This is a genomic window from Tardiphaga sp. 20_F10_N6_6 (genome assembly GCF_052076045.1).
Classification (GTDB): domain Bacteria; phylum Pseudomonadota; class Alphaproteobacteria; order Rhizobiales; family Xanthobacteraceae; genus Tardiphaga; species Tardiphaga robiniae.
The window spans coordinates 704561-721026 of sequence record NZ_CP197239.1 but is presented as its reverse complement, the minus strand read 5'-3'; the positions used below and the strand labels follow the sequence as shown (position 1 = coordinate 721026).

The window sequence follows — 16466 nt, the reverse complement described above, 5'->3', positions numbered from 1 at the left end:
ACGCTCATGCGCCGCGGCCGTCTTAAATGGTTTTGGGCCAATCTGGAAACCGGTTTGGCTCGCCGTGTGGCCCGACAACCTCAGGTTCCCGCCGGTTTCCTGATAATGTTGAACTGTGATTCGCAGGGGCGATGGGGCGACGCAGACGTCGAATGGCGGATAAGCACGACAAGTGGGCCGATACTCTCTCAGCCGAGCATCGCGGCTGGCTGACCGGATTTCTGGCTGAGGAAGACAAGGTCGACCGCCGCATGATGTGGCGGCTGGGCTCCTGGGGCGTTGCCGCCGTGGGCGCGGTGGTGGTTGCCATTCTGGCCAGCCAGTCGCAGGTCCGGTTGCGCCGCGATCAGGTCGCCACATCCGATACCTTCGCGCGGCAGTCGCAGCAGATCCAGTTCGTTGCAAAGGAGACCCAGGCCGAGGCCCGGCGCCTGACGCTGGCCATCGAGACGCTGAACAGCGACCGCGACCGGCTCTATGCCCGCGTTACCTCGGTCGAACAGGGCCTGGATTCAGTCACCGGATCGATCAAGCGGCAGACCATTCCAACGCCAACAGCCGCCACAACGACGCCAGCACCAGCGCCGCAGCCACCTGCCTCCGCATCCGTCGTCGCCCCGCCTGCAGCCACCGAGCCAAAGCCGGTGGCAGAGCTTCCGAGCATTCCGTCGACGCCGGTCATCGGTCCCGTGGCTATCATCGCGCCGCCTGCCGAAACGACAGCCGCCAAACCGGCGCAAGTAGCGGCTTCATCGACAATCAATCCACCAGCCTCTGCGCCGCTCGTTGCATGGAAATCGATGACGGCGCCGCCCGACGCTGCGGCCGCCAAATTGAGCGAACCGGCGCCGACCATCGAAGCTCCTCCGGCCGCTCCGGAGACAACGGCATCGGTCCAACCGGCCGCGACCGAGCCCACCCCCACAGTCGTCGAGGCCGTTGCGACGCCGGTTGCGCGCACGGAGTTCGGCGTTGATATCGGCGGCGCCAATTCGGTGGACGGCCTGCGCGCGATCTGGCGCGGTATGTCCAAGTCACGCGCGCTGAACGGACTGCGCCCAATCATGATGGTGAAGGAACGCCCGACCGGACTCGGAATGCAACTGCGCCTCGTCGCCGGTCCACTCAGCGATGCTGCAGCCGCCGCGAAGATCTGCGCCGTGCTAACCGAGAGCAGCCGGCCCTGCGAGACGTCGATCTTCGACGGTCAGCGGCTTGCTATGAAGGCCGAGACGGCGCCCGCGGAAGTTGCGCCTGCACCAGCCAGACCGGCGCCACGCAGGCGCGCCGCGCCGAAGCCACAGGAGCGCACCGAACAAGCGCCGCCGCCCAAGCCCGTTGAAGAAGTTGCGCCGCCCAAGCCACAATCGTCGCTGACCTCGTTCCTGGGGCTGCGCTAAGGACCAAAAGATCATATTTTCAATCTCTTGGCGTGCGCGGCTAAAGTGTTATCTAGGTCCGACCTCTCACCGCGACCGCATGCCGGGTTGTTCCGCACAGCGTTTTGAACCATGGTTTCCGCATGAAAAAAGATCCGTTCAAGCTCACCGCCCGTCAGGTGCAATGGCTTCTCATCGTCGGCTTCCTGTCCGTCGGCTACGCCATCTATCTGCGTTATCTGGCTATCGAATTGTCGACGACGGCGCTCGCCTGCGACGCCGGCCTGCAGAGCACCCTGTGCAAGAGCCGGCTGGTGATGACCTATCTGTTCAAGAATTCGGTGTTCGGCATCGCCGCGATCGTCATTGCGACGCTGAATCTGCTGCGGCCGTCGATCGTGCTGATCACCGTCGCACTGATCGCAGCCGGTTTCGGGATCGTGCTCTACAACGTTGCCCTGTCGGGCATCGCGATCGGCCTGCTTATTCTGGGCTTTGCACGGCCCGCGCCTGCCACAGCGTGATGCCGAACAGCAGATAGATCGCGCAGGTCCACAGCGACTGCCAGTTATCCGGCCCTTCGTTGAAGCCGATATACACGGCCGACAGCACGAGCACTCCGGCAAACACCGACTCGGCGATCGGCCGTACGCCTTCCTGCGGACGGTTGACGGCCATCAGTCCCGCGAACGGCACCACCGCCATGGTCAGCGCCGCGAACGGAAAGTCGCGGTAACGCGGATCGAACACGAAACCGAGCGCGGTCTCAGCGCCGATCAGCGCCGCCACAGCCAGGGTCATCCCGAGCAGGACGGTCGACCACGAACGGGCCAGGAACCGGCTCGGCCCGACCAGTTGGAGGAAGGTCGGTAGCGAGCGGCCGGACATCGTCGCATAGGCGCACAGCAGCGGCGACGCGACACCGGCAGCCAGCAGCGCGCTCCACTGGATCCAGCGGCCGACGCCATAGCTTTCATAGATCAGCTTGTCTGCGGCAACGCCCAGCAGGATGCCGGCTACCGTGGCCGATACGGCAACGGTCAGCCAGGCCGACAGACGCGGCGACCATGGCCGTCGACGAAGCGTCAACATGCCCGTCACGAAAACCAGGAAGCTCAGGCCCATGCCGAGCCCCATCTGCAGCTTCCACGACGGATAATTGGTAATCGGAACGCCCGGTGGATACTTCAATTCGCGCGGCTGATCGTAGATCAGGCCCCAATAGCCGCCGACTGTACCTTCAAGGTCGCGCTTCCACGGCTGGTCATAGGCTTCGATCAGATTGACACGAAATCCCTCGCGCTTGGCCAGATCGAGGATTTCGGACACGACCCGTGCCTGGTTGGTGCGCGACGGCAACGCGCCATCGCGCATCCGCCCGGCACTCGGCCAACCTGTTTCGCCGATCAGGATTTCCTTGGATGGAAACGCCACGGCGAGACGCTTGCGGATCGAGTCCACATGGGCGGCGGCGCTCTTCGCGCGAATCGGAAAGTCCTCCCAATAGGGCAGGATGTGGATCGTGACGAAATCGACCGCGTCATAGATCTCGCGATTCTTCAGCCAGAACTCCCAGACATCGGCATAGGTCACGGGGATCTTGCCGACCTGCGCCTTCACCGAGCGGATATTGCCGACGAGATCGGCAGCCGTCATCTCGCCGCGCAACAGCACCTCGTTGCCGACGACCACGCTGCTGATCACGTTCGGAAAGCGCTTGGTGAGATCCACGACGCCGGCGATCTGCGCCAGGTTCTTGAGCCGGTTGCTGCCGAGCCAGACGCCCTGAATGACCTTCAGTCCGACCTTGCCCGCAAGCTCCGGCACCTGGTCGAGGCCGTTATCGATCGAATAGGTCCGCACGCATTTGGTGATCCCGGCCAGTTGCGCCATGTCCTCGGCAATCTGGCTCGCCGGAATAACGGCGGTCGAGTTCAACGGCGTCTGCTCACCACGGAACGGCGCATAGGAGACGCATTCCAGTTTGGCGGCAGGATCAATCGGCGCGCGCACCAGCGTGACCGGCGTGGCGAGCCACCACCAAACCGCTGCGATCGTACCAAGGGAAAGGATGAGAAGCGCCAGCGGCGTGCGGGTGGAAATTGGTTCCGTCCTCCAAAGTCGTCCGTCGATTAGCCGGTCATCGCCAATCTGCCAAGTGCGTCATGCCGGCAATCACGGACTTGTCGGCCCGACACGCCACGAAAATCAGACAAACTTCCGGCGTTGCTGGACAAAATCAAAAATGTCCGTCATGGGATTCAGCCGTGGTCCCCGCCGTATTGGGGGCCCATTTGAACGGCATCTGGCGAGGGCGTCAGAACTGCCTGGCAGCCAACTTATCGGGGACTTTATGCGTCGACTGGTGTTCGGGTTCCAATCTGCGGTTCTGCGTTGTCTCGCCGTTCCAGGCCTTGCTCTGCTGCTGGGTGTTGGCTGCGCGTTGGCCCAGAGCGGCCCAGTTCGCGCACAGGATCAGAAGCCTGCGGCAAATGCGCCCGTGACGCCTGCCGACGTTGCCCGTGAGAGCCAGAAGAAATCCGACGAATTTGTCGAGGCGACCCAGGCGATCAATGGTCCTGCCGGCAATCCTGAATGCGTCTGGCTTGGCCGCCGCGTCGTGGTGCTGATGTGGCGCGACGATCTCGACACCGCGTTCCGTCACCTCGATCTCTACGACCGATTCGGCTGTCCCGGCGGTCATGTGCAGGCAACGTTCCGCTGCCTGGTCAAATTCGGCCCGCTGATCGATCCGAAAATTGCGGACAGTCTCAACAGCCGCGTCCACGGCTGCTGGATCAATCCGAACGCGCAGCCGCAGCCTGCCGCGCTGAGCCAGCCGGCAACGCCTGCGCCTGCCGGTGGCGGCGCAGCGCCGGCGGCCGCTCCGCAGCCGGACGCCAAACCGCCTGCTGAAACGCCGAAGTAATGTGGCGCGCTCTGTTCAGGCGGCATTCAGCTGGCGGCACCTAATCGCATTTGAATAATGGTGCCGCCCTCAAAAGGCCACGGCAGCGTATGAGTTGTTAATTCGTGTGGCGGATATAGTCTCCGTTACCGTTGTACTGGTCGGACCTCGGGGACGGGTCCGCTTCCCGGCCACGCTCGCCCCGTTATGGTTCAGTTGCGATGCGCGCTGTCGTCGCCGTTTTATTGTTCGTGACCGCCGTTCATGCCGCCCTATGGGGCGTATTGCGCGAGAAGCAGGAAGCTCCCGATTTCAAGGGCATGATTCCCAGCCTCTCCTATGCGCCGTTCGAGGGCACGGCGCATCCCGACGTCGACAACATTCCGACCGTCGAGAAGATTCGCGCCGACCTCAAGAAACTGTCGACGATCACGCGCGCGATCCGTCTCTACTCGTCGACCGGCGGCGTCGAAATGGTACCCGCCATCGCCAACGAGTTCGGCCTCAAGGTCACCGTCGGCGCCTGGATCGACAAGAACGCGGATCGCAACGAGCGTGAAATTGCCTCCGCCGTTGAGCTTGCGAAGAAGAACCCGAATGTCATCGGCATCGTGGTCGGCAACGAAACGCTGTATCGCGATGAACTCAAGCTCGAGGACCTCGTCGAATATATCCGCCGGGTAAAGCGCCAGGTCACGGTTCCCGTCACGACCGGCGAAATCTGGAACATCTGGCGCGACAATCCGCAGCTCGCCTCGTCGGTGGACTTCATCGCCGCGCACATCCTGCCCTATTGGGAAAACTTCACCGACACCCAGGCCGTCGACCAGGCCGTTCATCTCTACGGCGTCCTGCGCGAGACCTTTCCCGGCAAGCGCATCGTGATCGCCGAATTCGGCTGGCCGAGTGAAGGCTACAATCTGCGCAGGGCCGTGCCCGGCCCGTTCAAGCAGGCCGTCGTGCTGCGCAACTTCGTGACCCGCGCTGAAGCGATCGGCATGGACTACAACATCGTCGAAGCCATCGATCAGCCCTGGAAATTCTTCGAAGGCGGCGTCGGCCCCTATTGGGGCGTTCTCAACGCCTCGCGGGAACCGAAATTCCCATGGACCGGTCCGGTCGTGGATCCGGACCACTGGAAGAACGCCAGTATTGCGGTTCTGGTTGGCATCCTGCTGTCGCTGCCGATCCTGCAGATCGTTGGCGCGACAGCGATGCAGGCTCTCGTGCTCTCGACCGCAGCCAATGCCGTTGGCGCCTGGGCGGCAACCATCTTCGCCTATCAGCAGACCCACTATTTCGTCTGGGGATCGGCCTTCGCCCTCTCACTCGGCTGCATCCTGCTGATCCCGCTGCTCCTGATCGCATTGGCGCGCATCGAGGAGATTGCGGCCATCGCCTTCGGCCGGAAGCCATTGCGGCTGCTGACAGCCGAACGCAGCGAAAAGCTGCGTGCCGCTGCAGACGCCGAGCAGAAATACCCGAAGGTCTCGATCCACATTCCGGCCTATCGCGAACAGCCGGACATGCTGAAGCTGACGTTGGATGCGGTTGCCCGGCTCGACTATCCGAATTTCGAATGCGTGGTGATCATCAACAACACGCCGGATCCGGCCTATTGGCAGCCGATCCAGGATCATTGCCGCATGCTCGGCGAGCGGTTCATCTTCATCAATGCGGAGAAGGTCGAAGGCTTCAAGGCCGGCGCGCTGCGCATCGCCATGGACCGCACCGCGGCGGATGCCGAGGTGATCGGCATCATCGACGCCGACTATGTGGTGGAGCCGAACTGGCTGAAGGATCTCGTCCCAGCCTTCAACGATCCGCGCGTCGGCCTCGTGCAGGCGCCGCAGGACCACCGCGACGGCGACCGTTCACTGATGCACTACATCATGAACGGCGAATATGCCGGGTTCTTCGACATCGGCATGGTCCAGCGCAACGAGGCCAATGCGATCATCGTCCATGGCACCATGTGCCTCATTCGTCGCTCCGCGATGGACATGGCGGGCGGCTGGGCCGGCGACACCATCTGCGAGGACTCGGATCTCGGCCTCGCCATCATGCAGCATGGCTGGCTGACGCATTACACAAAGGAACGTTACGGCTACGGCGTGCTGCCGGACACCTATGAGGCGTTCAAGAAACAGCGTCATCGCTGGGCCTATGGCGGCTTCCAGATCATCAAGAAGCACTGGCGCCGTTTCATGCCCGGCGCGAGCCGCATGACCCAGGACCAGAAGCGCGAATTCGGCATGGGCTGGCTGAACTGGCTCGGCGCCGAAAGCCTCGGCGTCGTGGTGGCGATCCTCAACATCATCTGGGTGCCGATCATCGCCTTCGCCGATATCGCCATCCCCGACAAGATCCTGACGCTGCCGATCATCGCCTCCTTCGTGATCTCGCTGGCGCACTTCATCGTCCTGTACAGGCTGCGCGTGAAGATCGGCCTGTGGCAGATGCTGGGCGCGATGATCGCCGCCATGTCGGTGCAGTGGACGGTGTCGCGCGCCGTCGCCGATGGCCTGATCAAGGATCACCTGCCCTTCACCGTGACCTCCAAGGGCGGCAAGTCGACCATGTCGATCGAATTCCAGGCCTTCTGGGAAGCCGTGATCGGAGTGCTTCTGCTGATCAGCTGCGGCGTGCTGGTGTTCTCCAACAACTCCAAGCAGGTCACCGAGATCTACATCTTCGCCGGCGTGCTGGTGCTGCAGAGCCTGCCGTTCTTGTCAGCAGTGATGATTGCCATTCTGGAGAATTCGCGCGCCAATGACTTCCAGTGGTGGCGCAACACGACGGTTCGCACGGCCGAGCTGATCGGCCTTCGCCCGGTGGCGATGCCGCCGATCGACGTGTCCCGTCCCGAGGCCCAGCGCGAAGCAAACTGAACCGCGCCAATGGGGCGCGGTTCATGTCCATAACATCAAGCCCTGCCCTTGACCCCGGCGGACCCGCCTTTTACACAGCCGGTCACGCGATACGCTGCATTGCGGGCGCCATCGCGGCCGTGGCTGATCGGCCTCACCGCGCCCCGCAAGGGTCGGTTTCCTCCGTTTAGCTTCGTCAATACGGCACTTTAGGGCGGGTAGCTCAGTGGTAGAGCATTCGACTTTTAATCGACTGGTCGAGGGTTCGATCCCCTCCCCGCCCACCATCGCCGCAATGAGCCACGCCGGAACTTCCGGTTTTCACACCATCATCAGCCTCTGAACACCGGACAATCGAACATGCGGATTACCCTCGTCGGCTCCAAACACTTCGGCGTCACGACCCTCGATATGCTGAAGACCCACAACGTCGAGATCGCGTCCGTGGTGGTTGCAGATGCCGAGGACCGTCTCGCCGCAGCCGCCAAGGCTGCCGGCATCCCGGTGACAGTCCAGGCCAATCCGAAGCTCGTCGTGGCCTCCGAGATCGCCGAGGGCACCGAGCTGATCATCACGGCGCACAGCCACGCCCGCATCGGCAAGGATGCGCTCGCCGCAGCCAGCCTTGGCGGCATTGGCTACCATCCGTCACTGTTGCCCCGTCACCGTGGCATCGCTGCCGTGGAATGGACCATCAAGGAAGGCGATCCGATCGCCGGCGGCACCATCTATCACCTTGCCGATGTCATGGACGGTGGCGCCATCGCCGCGCAGGAATGGTGCTTCGTGAAAAAAGGCGAAACTGCTCGCGAACTTTGGGAGCGCGCGTTGGCGCCGCTGGGCCTCAAGCTGCTCGGCGAGGTCGTGGACTTCGCGACTGTCCACAAGCGCTTGCCCGCAACCTACCAGGACGAGCAATTCGCAACCAATGCGCCAAAACTGGCCTAGAAGCCTCAAAAATGGTTAAAAAGGCGCCGGAACCCGCCCGAATCAACCAAATCTGTCAATAAAGGGAACCAATTTGCCCGTCGCGGCTTGCATCCCGTGAGTTGTTTTGGGTCTATGCGGCAACGCAGCAAATTTTGGACACATTACCCCCCAATAAGGTGGCCATCACAACATCGAGGATTTGATTCAATGCGTTTTGACCGCATCCGTTCCGCCTTGTCCGTTTCGCTGATTGCCAGCGCAGCGTTGATTTCGGCTCCTTCATTCGCAGCCGACAATGCCTATGACGGGCTCTGGAATGTGACCATCGTTACCAAGACCGGCAGCTGCGAGCCGACAGCTCGCTATCCGTTGACCGTCACCGAAGGCCGCATCACTGCGCCCGGCGCCGACGTCAACGGCAAGGTTGGCCGCGAAGGCACCGTGCGCGTGTCGATCGGACCTGCTTTCGCCAACGGCCAGTTGTCCGGCAACACCGGATCGGGCAAGTGGAACGGCGCCTCGGGCGGCGTCCCCTGCAGCGGCCGGTGGGAAGCTTCGCGTCAGTAATCCCCAACCAGGAATGCTCCCCATGATGCCTACCTCGACCTCTCCGCGTTCGCTCGTTCGGACGGCGGTGCTCTGCGCCACGCTCGGTCTGACGTCTGCGTCGGCATATGCCCAGTCAGCGCCGTTCGCCGGTATGGCCGGAGTATGGTCGGGTAACGGGACGATCTCGCTCGAGGACGGCTCCAAGGAGCGCATTCGCTGCAAGGCGACCTATGCCGTGAGCGGCGACGGCGCGGGACTGAACCAGTCCCTGCTCTGCGCCAGCGACAGCTACAAGTTCGAACTGAAGAGCGACGTGAAGTCCAGAGGCGGCGAGCTGTCTGGCAGCTGGGCTGAGACGACCCGCGGCGTGACAGGGTCGCTCGAGGGTCGGGCAACCGCCGGCAAGTTCAATGTTGACGTTTCCTCGCCAGCCTTCAGCGCGAAGCTGATCCTGACGACGACCGGCAACAAGCAGCAGGTCTCGATCACCTCCGAAGGCCAGTTCAGGGGCGCCAGCATTTCGCTCAGCCGCAGCTGATCGTTCCGCACGTTTGGAATTCGAACCCCGGTTGTTTCAAACAGCCGGGGTTTTGTTTTGCCGATATATCCTCTGCCTGAGAGCGTCCGCACGATCTCTCGCAACGCAGCCCCACCGGATTCGTCCGTTGCAAAGCCCGGCGATGTCGCCGATAGAGCCAGTTCTAAGGCTGACACCGCTGCGTGAATCATTGCAGCGCAAGAAACTGGTTCTCAGGGATTATGGATCGCCCCCCGTCGAAGGCCCGCGCCGCGCTGTGGATGTCCGGCTGGCTGCTTCTGATGCTGTTCGTCGCCATCGGCGGTCGCGAGACGCTGCGCGAACTCAATGTCTTCCAGGTGATGGAGATCCGGTCCGTCTTCGGCTTCGTCATGCTGCTGCCGATCCTGTATTTCAACGGCGGCTTTCGCGCCATGAAGACCACACGGCCGCTGGCGCATGTGTCGCGCAACCTCGTGCATTACGGCGCGCAGCTCGGCTGGTTCTACGCACTCACGCTCATTCCCCTGAGCCAGCTCGTCTCCATCGAGTTCACCATGCCGATCTGGATCGCGATCATGGCGGCGTTCTTTCTCGGCGAGCGCATGACGCTCTGGAAGATCGTCGCCATCGTGCTCGGCCTGATCGGCGTGATCGTCATCGTTCGCCCGACCACGGGCGTCGTCAATCCCGGTCAGCTGATTGCGCTAGCCGCCGCGTTTGGCTTCGGCATCTCGATCACATTGATCAAGTCACTGACGCGCACGGACAGCGCGCTGAAGATCATCTTCTGGATGATCGTGGTGCAGTCGGCGGCCGGCGTTTTCCCCGCGCTATACTCCTGGCAGTGGCCATCGGCCTATGTCTGGGGCTGGCTTGTCGTGGTCGCCTTCTGCGGGACGTTCTCTCACTTCTGCATGGCGCGCGCGATGCTCTATGCCGATGCGACGGTGGTCGTGCCGATGGACTTTCTGCGCGTACCACTCAGTGCCACCATCGGATGGTTACTATACTCTGAACGGCTCGACATGTTCACACTGCTCGGCGCAGCTCTCATTCTCGCCGGCAACACGCTGAACCTGCTCAGTACCGATCGACCGCCGGTGCGTGCGGCGGCCTGACGCATCGGGTTCCCTTTTTCGATTTTATTCTCCGAGTGCGTGTCTCGACATTTTGGCGCACGCCCGCAATTGGTACTTTTCCCAATGTGTCTAGGGTCGAATGACCGGATTCGTGGGGGAGATCGTATCGTGCGCCATTTCGCTTTTGCCCTGTCTGCGCTGTCCATCCTGTTCAGCGCGGATGTAGCGCTTGCCGACAAGCGCGTCGCTTTCGTCGTTGGCAATGGCAGCTACAAGAATGTCGATCCGTTGCCGAACCCGCCGATCGACGCGAAGGCCATGGCCAGCGCGCTGCGCAATGTCGGCTTCGACGTCATCGAAGGATCGAACCTGACGCGCGACGGCATGACCGAAAAGCTGCTCGACTTCGGCCGCAAGGCGCAGGGCGCCGATGTCGCGGTGTTCTTCTATGCCGGCCACGGTATCTCGGTGAACAACATCAACTACCTTTTGCCGATTGATGCCAATCTGAAGTCGGAGATGGACGTCAAGCTCGGCGCAGCGATCAATGTCGAGACCACCCTCGACCAGACCATGGGCGATGCCAAGGTGAAGCTGGTATTCCTCGATGCCTGCCGCGACAATCCGTTTGCCGCCAAGATCCGCTCCAGCGGATCTGCCACGCGCAGCGTCGCGGTGTCGTCCGGCCTTGCGGAGATGAAATCCGGCGAAGGCACGCTGATCGCATTCGCCACCAGCCCCGGCCAGACCGCCCTCGACGGCAAGAGTGGAAGCAACAGCCCGTTCACCCGCGCGCTGCTCAACAACATCACCACGCCCGGCGCCGAGATCCAGCAGGCGATGACGAAAGTGCGCGCACAGGTGCAGGACGAAACCAACAAAGGCCAGCTGCCCTGGGGCCACACCAATCTGATCGGCGCAGTCTATCTCAATCCGGACGTGCAGGCGCAGGTCGCCGTTGCCGCGGCCAGCCCCACCGCCACCATGCCCGCGGCGGCCACCGCCGGCTCCGATGTCGAGCTTGAGTTCTGGCGCTCGATCAAGGACTCCAACCGGCCGGAGGAACTGAACGCCTACATCTCGATGTACCCGAACGGCCAGTTCAAGCCGCTCGCCCTCGCCCGTATCGCCGCGCTACAGGAAGCCGCCACCGCGCCGCGTACCGCTGCGCCGGGCGTCGACAAGGCCGTGTTTACCGAGGAAGCCAACCAGCTCACCGAGGACAAGATCGGCCTCGACAAGGTCAAGCGGCGCGACGTGCAGCGCCGCCTCAATGGCCTTGGCTTCGACACCCAGGCGACCGGCAGCTTCGATGCCGGGACCCGTGGCGTGATCACGCGGTGGCAGGCGGCACGCGGTTACCCGACGTCGGGCTATCTCAACAAGGTGCAGCATGCCGCACTGCTCACCGAGGTCGTCGCGCTGAAGGAGGAACCGGCACCCGCACCGAAGCCGGTGCGCCGCCAGGTACAACAGCAGACCTATGAGGAAGCGCCCGTGGTCCGGCGCCAGGCTGCGCCCGCCCCCGCCCCGGCCATCGATCCCGCCGGTCCCGGCCGGTTCATCGGCGGCGTGGTTGGCGGCTTCCTCAACCGCTAGGCCCGCTACCTAAAGCGGCAGCTTACTTGCCTGCCGCCTTGCGCAGCGCGTCGTTCATGCGGTCCTGCCAGCCCGGTCCGTCCTGCTGAAAATATTCCAGCACGTCCTGATCGATCCGCAGCGACACCAGTTCGCGCACGCCGGGAACGGCGGCCTTAGCGACCGGTGCCTCGACCGGTTTGGTGGTCGTCTTCTTGAACGCCGCCTCCGCCTCGGTGCGGGCATCCTGGAGCGTGCGCGGGCGTCGCGGGGGCTGTGCCATCTCGGTCAGATTCCTTCCAACATTGCCGTCGACAGATAGCGCCCGCTGAGCGGCTGCACAATCGCTTCCACGGTCTCGCCGAAGATGCGTCCACACAAGGGCGCGATGTGGCAGCTACTCGCCTCTGCTGCACGACCGGCAATGTCAGCAAATTTTACAAATGTCATTCATCGTAACAGGCGCATTCTCCGTGACGCACGTGGCGTTGCACAAAGGTGACCGCGCTGCGGCGCAAACATGCGCTGACTTAAAAAACTTCAAAGCAACGCATTTGTGTTGCGACACGGTCAAACAAATCGGATTAGGATCGTGTCATGTCCGATGAGACGACGAAGGAGGTCACGATGTCAGCATCAGCTGAAGTCCGTACGACCAAAACGTCCCATCCCGCGCCGCGTGGCAGCGATCTTCCGACCTGCCCCGTTTGTGCCGACTCGATGATTGCTGCCGAGGCGTCGGCCTTTCTCACCGATGACGTCGTCAGCTATCTCTGGACCTGCGATACATGCGGCTATGGTTTTGTGACCAAGCACGCCTTTCGCCGGACGGTCTGCAACTAGCGCTGTTCGCGCCGACCCGCGTGAACCGATCTTGGATTGCTCCGCGATCCGAGGAAGTCACCGATTGTGACTATCACATTCACCGTGCCTCTGCTTGCCCGTCGAGGGCTGCTGCCTTCCACGCAAATGGCACAACCCAAACGCCCAGTAAGGCGAACGCAGCCAGTATCGCCCATGCGTCATTGACGCTCCAAACAAAAGCAGCCGCTCGCGCCGAGGCTCAGCATATCGTCTCGACCGGCGTCCGCGTCGGCGCAGCATCGGCACGCGTCAAGGTCAGCAATCTGCGCAAACGATTTGCACCGTCACGCGTGCACCAAGTAACGACCACGCCGCAGTCACACCTTCGCCATTTCTGACGTTCCCAAGCCGTGCTAACCAGCTGTCGGGTCTACAGCGGAGAGGCCGTCTCTCGGGTCGAGGGGATACCCGCACTGGAGTCGGTCATGACCGGTCAAATTCCCTTCTTCGTGCCTAAGCGCACGATCGCTGCAAGTGAGGTCGCGGGCATCGCGGGCTTACTTTTTGTTACAAAGGATTTCCTCATTTCGGCTGGAGCAGCGCTAGAGACAGCGCGTCGCGGCGAGCTGAGCTATATGGACAATCACAAGTATCTTGAGGCCTTGAGGCAGACGAATGCGGGCGCTTGTCTCGTCTCCCCGCGCTTCAGCGCGTCCGTTCCAAAGGAGACCTACTCTTTTGTGACACCTCAGCCATATTTGATTTACTCGAGAATCCTCGCCCTGCTCTATCCAGGGGCGGCTATCCCAGGGTCACTTTTCGAGACCGACGGCATTTCTCCAAACGCGACGATTCATGCTTCGGCCATCATCGATTGCGGGGTTACCATCGATCCCGGCGCAGTGATCGGTCCCCGGGCCAGGATCGGTGAACGCACTTATATCGGGTCAAACGTCGTGATCGGTCCAGACGTCACCATCGGGAGCCATAGCTCAGTCGGCGCCGGCGCTATCATTGCGCACGCAACCGTCGGCAATCACGTCATTGTCCATCCAGGCGTATCGATCGGGCAGGACGGCTTCGGATTCGTGCCCGACAAAGGCGGACATATAAAAATTCTCCAGGTCGGAGGCGTCATTATTGAGGACTGCGTCGAAATAGGCGCAAACACGACCATCGATCGCGGGTCGACCCGTAACACGTTTATCGGCGAAGGCACGAAGCTCGATAACCTCGTACAAGTCGCCCACAACGTGACGATTGGCAGGCACTGCCTCATCGCCGCGCAAGTCGGAATTGCCGGGTCCGCAACTCTCGGGAGTTTTGTTGCAATAGGCGGCCAGACTGGAATTGCTCCTCATCTGACAATCGGCGACGGCGCACAGATAGCCGGCGCAAGCGGCGTCACGCGCGACGTGCCCGCAGGAGAGCGATGGGCAGGATTTCCAGCCCGGCCCAGCCGCAGGTTTTTCCGGCAATACAAGGCCATGGAAATGCTTGCGGCCGGTGACCGCGAGACAAACGATTGATGAACCTGCAAACCACCGGACCTGGCTGCCGGCCGAGGCACGGATGATCGACTGGCCGGTGAAGTCGGAACCGGTGAAGGCGACCTAGTTGACCTCTGGTTACCGCGGCGGAATGTCGCCGCGTGCCCAGCCCTCACGCGTATGCGCCCGAAACTCTTCGAACGTTCCGGCCTCGATGGCTGCGCGGATACCCTGCATCAGGCTCTGGTAATAGGCGATGTTGATTTCAGACAGCAGCATCGCGCCGAGGGTCTCACCTGATCGCACCAGATGATGCAGATAGGCGCGCGAATAGTCTCGCGCGGCCGGCCAGGTGCTCTCTTCGTCCAGCGGCCGCGGATCGTCCTGATGCCGCGCATTGCGCATATTGATCTGGCCGTGACGTGTGAAGGCCATGCCGTGGCGGCCGTTACGAGTCGGCATCACGCAGTCGAACATGTCGACGCCGCGCGCCACCGCTTCCAGCATATCATCCGGCGTGCCGACACCCATCAGATAACGCGGCCGGTCCGAGGGGAGGATCGGAACCACCTCCTCGATCATCGCCAGCATCACCGCCTGCGGTTCGCCCACGGCAAGACCGCCGATCGCATAGCCATGAAAGCCGATATCGATCAGCCCCTGCGCGCTGGCGCGGCGCAGTTCCGGCACATCTCCGCCCTGTGCGATGCCGAACAGCATATAGCCTTCAGGCGCCGTCTCGAAGGCGCGCTTGCAGCGTTCGGCCCAGCGCAGCGACAGCTGCATGGCGCGGTCGATGTCGGCGTGTTCGGCGGGCAGCCGCACGCATTCGTCGAGCTGCATCGCGATGTCCGAATTCAGCAGCCGCTGGATCTCGATGGCCCGTTCCGGGGTCAGTTCGAACTTCGCACCGTCGATATGTGAGCGGAACGTGACGCCCTGCTCCGTCACCTTGCGGAGCTGCGCCAGCGACATCACCTGGAAACCGCCGGAGTCGGTCAGCATCGGACCGTTCCAGGTGGTGAATTTCTGCAGGCCACCGAACGACGCGACGCGTTCTGCGCCGGGGCGCAGCATCAAATGGTAGGTATTGCCCAGCACGATATCTGCACCGGCATCGCGCACGTCGCGCCAGTGCAGGCTCTTCATCGCACCGAGCGTGCCGACCGGCATGAAGGCCGGTGTGCGCACCACACCATGCGGCGTTGTCAGCTGGCCCCTGCGTGCCGTGCCGTCAGTGCGCAGCAGTTCAAAATGATTGGCGACGGTCATTGATTGCGTGTGTCCCGAAACAGCAGACTGGCGTCGCCGTATGAATAGAAACGATAGCCGGTCGCAATGGCATGGGCATAGGCCTGCTTCATCGTATCCATGCCGGCAAAGGCAGAGACCAGCATGAACAGCGTCGAACGCGGCAGATGGAAATTCGTGAGCATGATATCGACGGCGCGGAAACGATAGCCGGGCGTGATGAAGATCGCAGTCTCGTCGGCGAATGGATGAATAACGCCGTCCTCGGACGTCGCGCTTTCCAGCAGACGCATTGAGGTCGTGCCAACGGCAACCACGCGTCCGCCGGCCGCATGCGCTGCGTTCAACGCATCCGCCGTTGCGCGCGAGATCGTACCCCACTCGGAATGCATCTTGTGCTCGGCGGTGTCGTCGACCTTCACCGGCAGGAACGTCCCTGCTCCGACATGCAGCGTGATGCGATGCAGGCCGACGCCCCGCGCCTTCAGAGCGGCTTCCAGTGCCGGCGTGAAATGCAGTCCCGCCGTCGGTGCGGCGACGGCGCCGTCATTGGCGGCGAACATGGTTTGATAATCGGCCGTGTCACGCTCGTCCGGAGCGCGTTTTCCGGCGATGTAAGGCGGCAGCGGCGGCGCGCCGAGTTCAGCGATCGCCTGATCCAGCGCCGGGCCGTGAAACGAGAAAGAGAAGATGATTTCGCCGGCATCACCCTTGTGCTCGACTTGAGCGTCGAGATGTCCGAGCAGGCAGACGCGGCCTTCATTGCCGAAGCGCACCGTATCGCCTTCGACGAGCTTCTTTGCAGGCCGTACCAGCGCCTGCCAGCGCGAATTGTCGAGGCGCTTGATCAGCGTCGCATCGATCTTCGGTTCGGTCTCGCGGCCAATACGACGGCCGGTGAGTTGCGCCGAGATAACCCTGGTGTCGTTGACGACCAGCTGATCGCCGGGCTTCAGCCAGGTCGGCAGATCCGATACGACATGATCCTGCACGCCGATACCCGGCTGAACGACAAGTAGCCGCGCGGCGTCGCGCGGGCTGGCAGGCCGCAGCGCGATGTTCTCGGCGGGAAGTTCGAAATCGAAGATATCGGTACGCATGGGTTTGT

At 62.4% G+C, this 16466-nt stretch carries 15 protein-coding genes and 1 tRNA gene; 12 read left to right on the top strand and 4 right to left on the bottom strand.

All coding sequences use genetic code 11. From position 1 onward, the window contains the following. The first annotated feature begins 152 nt into the window (after positions 1–152). Both AB7813_RS03335 and AB7813_RS03330 read left to right on the top strand, forming a co-directional pair. Complete coding sequence (locus tag AB7813_RS03335; RefSeq protein WP_439083480.1) at positions 153–1400, top strand: hypothetical protein; 1248 nt, start codon at positions 153–155, stop codon at positions 1398–1400. A 122-nt stretch (positions 1401–1522) separates the two neighbouring features. Next, on the top strand, positions 1523–1903 hold the full coding sequence (locus AB7813_RS03330) for a hypothetical protein (RefSeq protein WP_068730752.1): 381 nt from the start codon (positions 1523–1525) through the stop codon (positions 1901–1903). Here AB7813_RS03330 and AB7813_RS03325 read toward each other — a convergent pair. Further along, on the bottom strand, positions 1863–3530 hold the full coding sequence (locus tag AB7813_RS03325; protein ID WP_439089202.1) for a beta-(1-6) glucans synthase: 1668 nt from the start codon (positions 3528–3530) through the stop codon (positions 1863–1865). The genes AB7813_RS03330 and AB7813_RS03325 overlap by 41 nt on opposite strands. A 202-nt stretch (positions 3531–3732) precedes the next feature. Here AB7813_RS03325 and AB7813_RS03320 point away from each other — a divergent pair, with 202 nt between their 5' ends. The 8 genes from AB7813_RS03320 (at position 3733) to AB7813_RS03285 (ending at position 11834) form a co-directional block, all read left to right on the top strand. Next, on the top strand, positions 3733–4308 hold the full coding sequence (locus AB7813_RS03320) for a beta-1-3, beta-1-6-glucan biosynthesis protein (protein WP_309943919.1): 576 nt from the start codon (positions 3733–3735) through the stop codon (positions 4306–4308). A 200-nt stretch (positions 4309–4508) separates the two neighbouring features. Further along, the gene (locus AB7813_RS03315; RefSeq protein WP_439083481.1) at positions 4509–7178 is read left to right on the top strand and encodes a glycosyltransferase; all 2670 of its coding nucleotides are present in this window, start codon (positions 4509–4511) and stop codon (positions 7176–7178) included. Positions 7179–7369: 191 nt separating this feature from the next. Next, positions 7370–7444, top strand: a tRNA-Lys gene (locus tag AB7813_RS03310). Between the two features lie 73 nt (positions 7445–7517). Next, the gene (locus tag AB7813_RS03305) at positions 7518–8105 is read left to right on the top strand and encodes a formyltransferase family protein (RefSeq protein ID WP_089264406.1); all 588 of its coding nucleotides are present in this window, start codon (positions 7518–7520) and stop codon (positions 8103–8105) included. A 189-nt stretch (positions 8106–8294) separates the two neighbouring features. Continuing rightward, a complete protein-coding gene (locus AB7813_RS03300) occupies positions 8295–8654 on the top strand; it encodes a hypothetical protein (protein ID WP_068730757.1) in 360 nt (119 codons plus the stop codon). A gap of 22 nt (positions 8655–8676) precedes the next feature. After that, positions 8677–9174, top strand: a complete 498-nt coding sequence (locus AB7813_RS03295; RefSeq protein ID WP_349768808.1) for a hypothetical protein — start codon at positions 8677–8679, stop codon at positions 9172–9174. Positions 9175–9395: 221 nt separating this feature from the next. Then, positions 9396–10274 (top strand): DMT family transporter, encoded by an 879-nt coding sequence (locus AB7813_RS03290; protein ID WP_439083482.1) that lies wholly within the window; start codon positions 9396–9398, stop codon positions 10272–10274. A gap of 129 nt (positions 10275–10403) precedes the next feature. Continuing rightward, a complete protein-coding gene (locus AB7813_RS03285) occupies positions 10404–11834 on the top strand; it encodes a caspase family protein (RefSeq protein WP_439061585.1) in 1431 nt (476 codons plus the stop codon). A 22-nt stretch (positions 11835–11856) separates the two neighbouring features. Here the strand turns inward: AB7813_RS03285 and AB7813_RS03280 are convergent, their stop codons facing one another. Continuing rightward, positions 11857–12096, bottom strand: a complete 240-nt coding sequence (locus tag AB7813_RS03280; protein WP_068730761.1) for a BrnA antitoxin family protein — start codon at positions 12094–12096, stop codon at positions 11857–11859. A 344-nt stretch (positions 12097–12440) separates the two neighbouring features. On the opposite strand from AB7813_RS03280, the gene AB7813_RS03275 reads away from it, so the two are divergent. Both AB7813_RS03275 and lpxD read left to right on the top strand, forming a co-directional pair. Beyond that, positions 12441–12656 carry a hypothetical protein gene (locus AB7813_RS03275; protein ID WP_068730943.1) on the top strand — a complete coding sequence of 72 codons (216 nt, stop codon included), beginning with the start codon at positions 12441–12443 and terminating at the stop codon, positions 12654–12656. A 446-nt stretch (positions 12657–13102) separates the two neighbouring features. Further along, positions 13103–14146: a UDP-3-O-(3-hydroxymyristoyl)glucosamine N-acyltransferase gene (gene lpxD, locus AB7813_RS03270; protein ID WP_439063825.1), complete on the top strand. Its 1044-nt coding sequence runs from the start codon at positions 13103–13105 to the stop codon at positions 14144–14146. Between the two features lie 99 nt (positions 14147–14245). Here the strand turns inward: lpxD and tgt are convergent, their stop codons facing one another. Further along, on the bottom strand, positions 14246–15379 hold the full coding sequence (tgt, locus tag AB7813_RS03265) for a tRNA guanosine(34) transglycosylase Tgt (protein ID WP_439063824.1): 1134 nt from the start codon (positions 15377–15379) through the stop codon (positions 14246–14248). Then, the gene (gene queA, locus AB7813_RS03260; protein WP_439063823.1) at positions 15376–16458 is read right to left on the bottom strand and encodes a tRNA preQ1(34) S-adenosylmethionine ribosyltransferase-isomerase QueA; all 1083 of its coding nucleotides are present in this window, start codon (positions 16456–16458) and stop codon (positions 15376–15378) included. Before queA ends, tgt begins: the two co-directional genes overlap by 4 nt. Positions 16459–16466 lie beyond the last annotated feature (8 nt).

Coding starts and splice junctions, on each gene's coding strand:
- AB7813_RS03335 (WP_439083480.1), top strand. CDS start 153: ATGGCGGATAAGCACGACAAGTGGGCCGATACTCTCTCAGCCGAGCAT.
- AB7813_RS03330 (WP_068730752.1), top strand. CDS start 1,523: ATGAAAAAAGATCCGTTCAAGCTCACCGCCCGTCAGGTGCAATGGCTT.
- AB7813_RS03320 (WP_309943919.1), top strand. CDS start 3,733: ATGCGTCGACTGGTGTTCGGGTTCCAATCTGCGGTTCTGCGTTGTCTC.
- AB7813_RS03315 (WP_439083481.1), top strand. CDS start 4,509: ATGCGCGCTGTCGTCGCCGTTTTATTGTTCGTGACCGCCGTTCATGCC.
- AB7813_RS03305 (WP_089264406.1), top strand. CDS start 7,518: ATGCGGATTACCCTCGTCGGCTCCAAACACTTCGGCGTCACGACCCTC.
- AB7813_RS03300 (WP_068730757.1), top strand. CDS start 8,295: ATGCGTTTTGACCGCATCCGTTCCGCCTTGTCCGTTTCGCTGATTGCC.
- AB7813_RS03295 (WP_349768808.1), top strand. CDS start 8,677: ATGATGCCTACCTCGACCTCTCCGCGTTCGCTCGTTCGGACGGCGGTG.
- AB7813_RS03290 (WP_439083482.1), top strand. CDS start 9,396: ATGGATCGCCCCCCGTCGAAGGCCCGCGCCGCGCTGTGGATGTCCGGC.
- AB7813_RS03280 (WP_068730761.1), bottom strand. CDS start 12,096: ATGGCACAGCCCCCGCGACGCCCGCGCACGCTCCAGGATGCCCGCACC.
- AB7813_RS03275 (WP_068730943.1), top strand. CDS start 12,441: ATGTCAGCATCAGCTGAAGTCCGTACGACCAAAACGTCCCATCCCGCG.
- lpxD (WP_439063825.1), top strand. CDS start 13,103: ATGACCGGTCAAATTCCCTTCTTCGTGCCTAAGCGCACGATCGCTGCA.
- tgt (WP_439063824.1), bottom strand. CDS start 15,379: ATGACCGTCGCCAATCATTTTGAACTGCTGCGCACTGACGGCACGGCA.
- queA (WP_439063823.1), bottom strand. CDS start 16,458: ATGCGTACCGATATCTTCGATTTCGAACTTCCCGCCGAGAACATCGCG.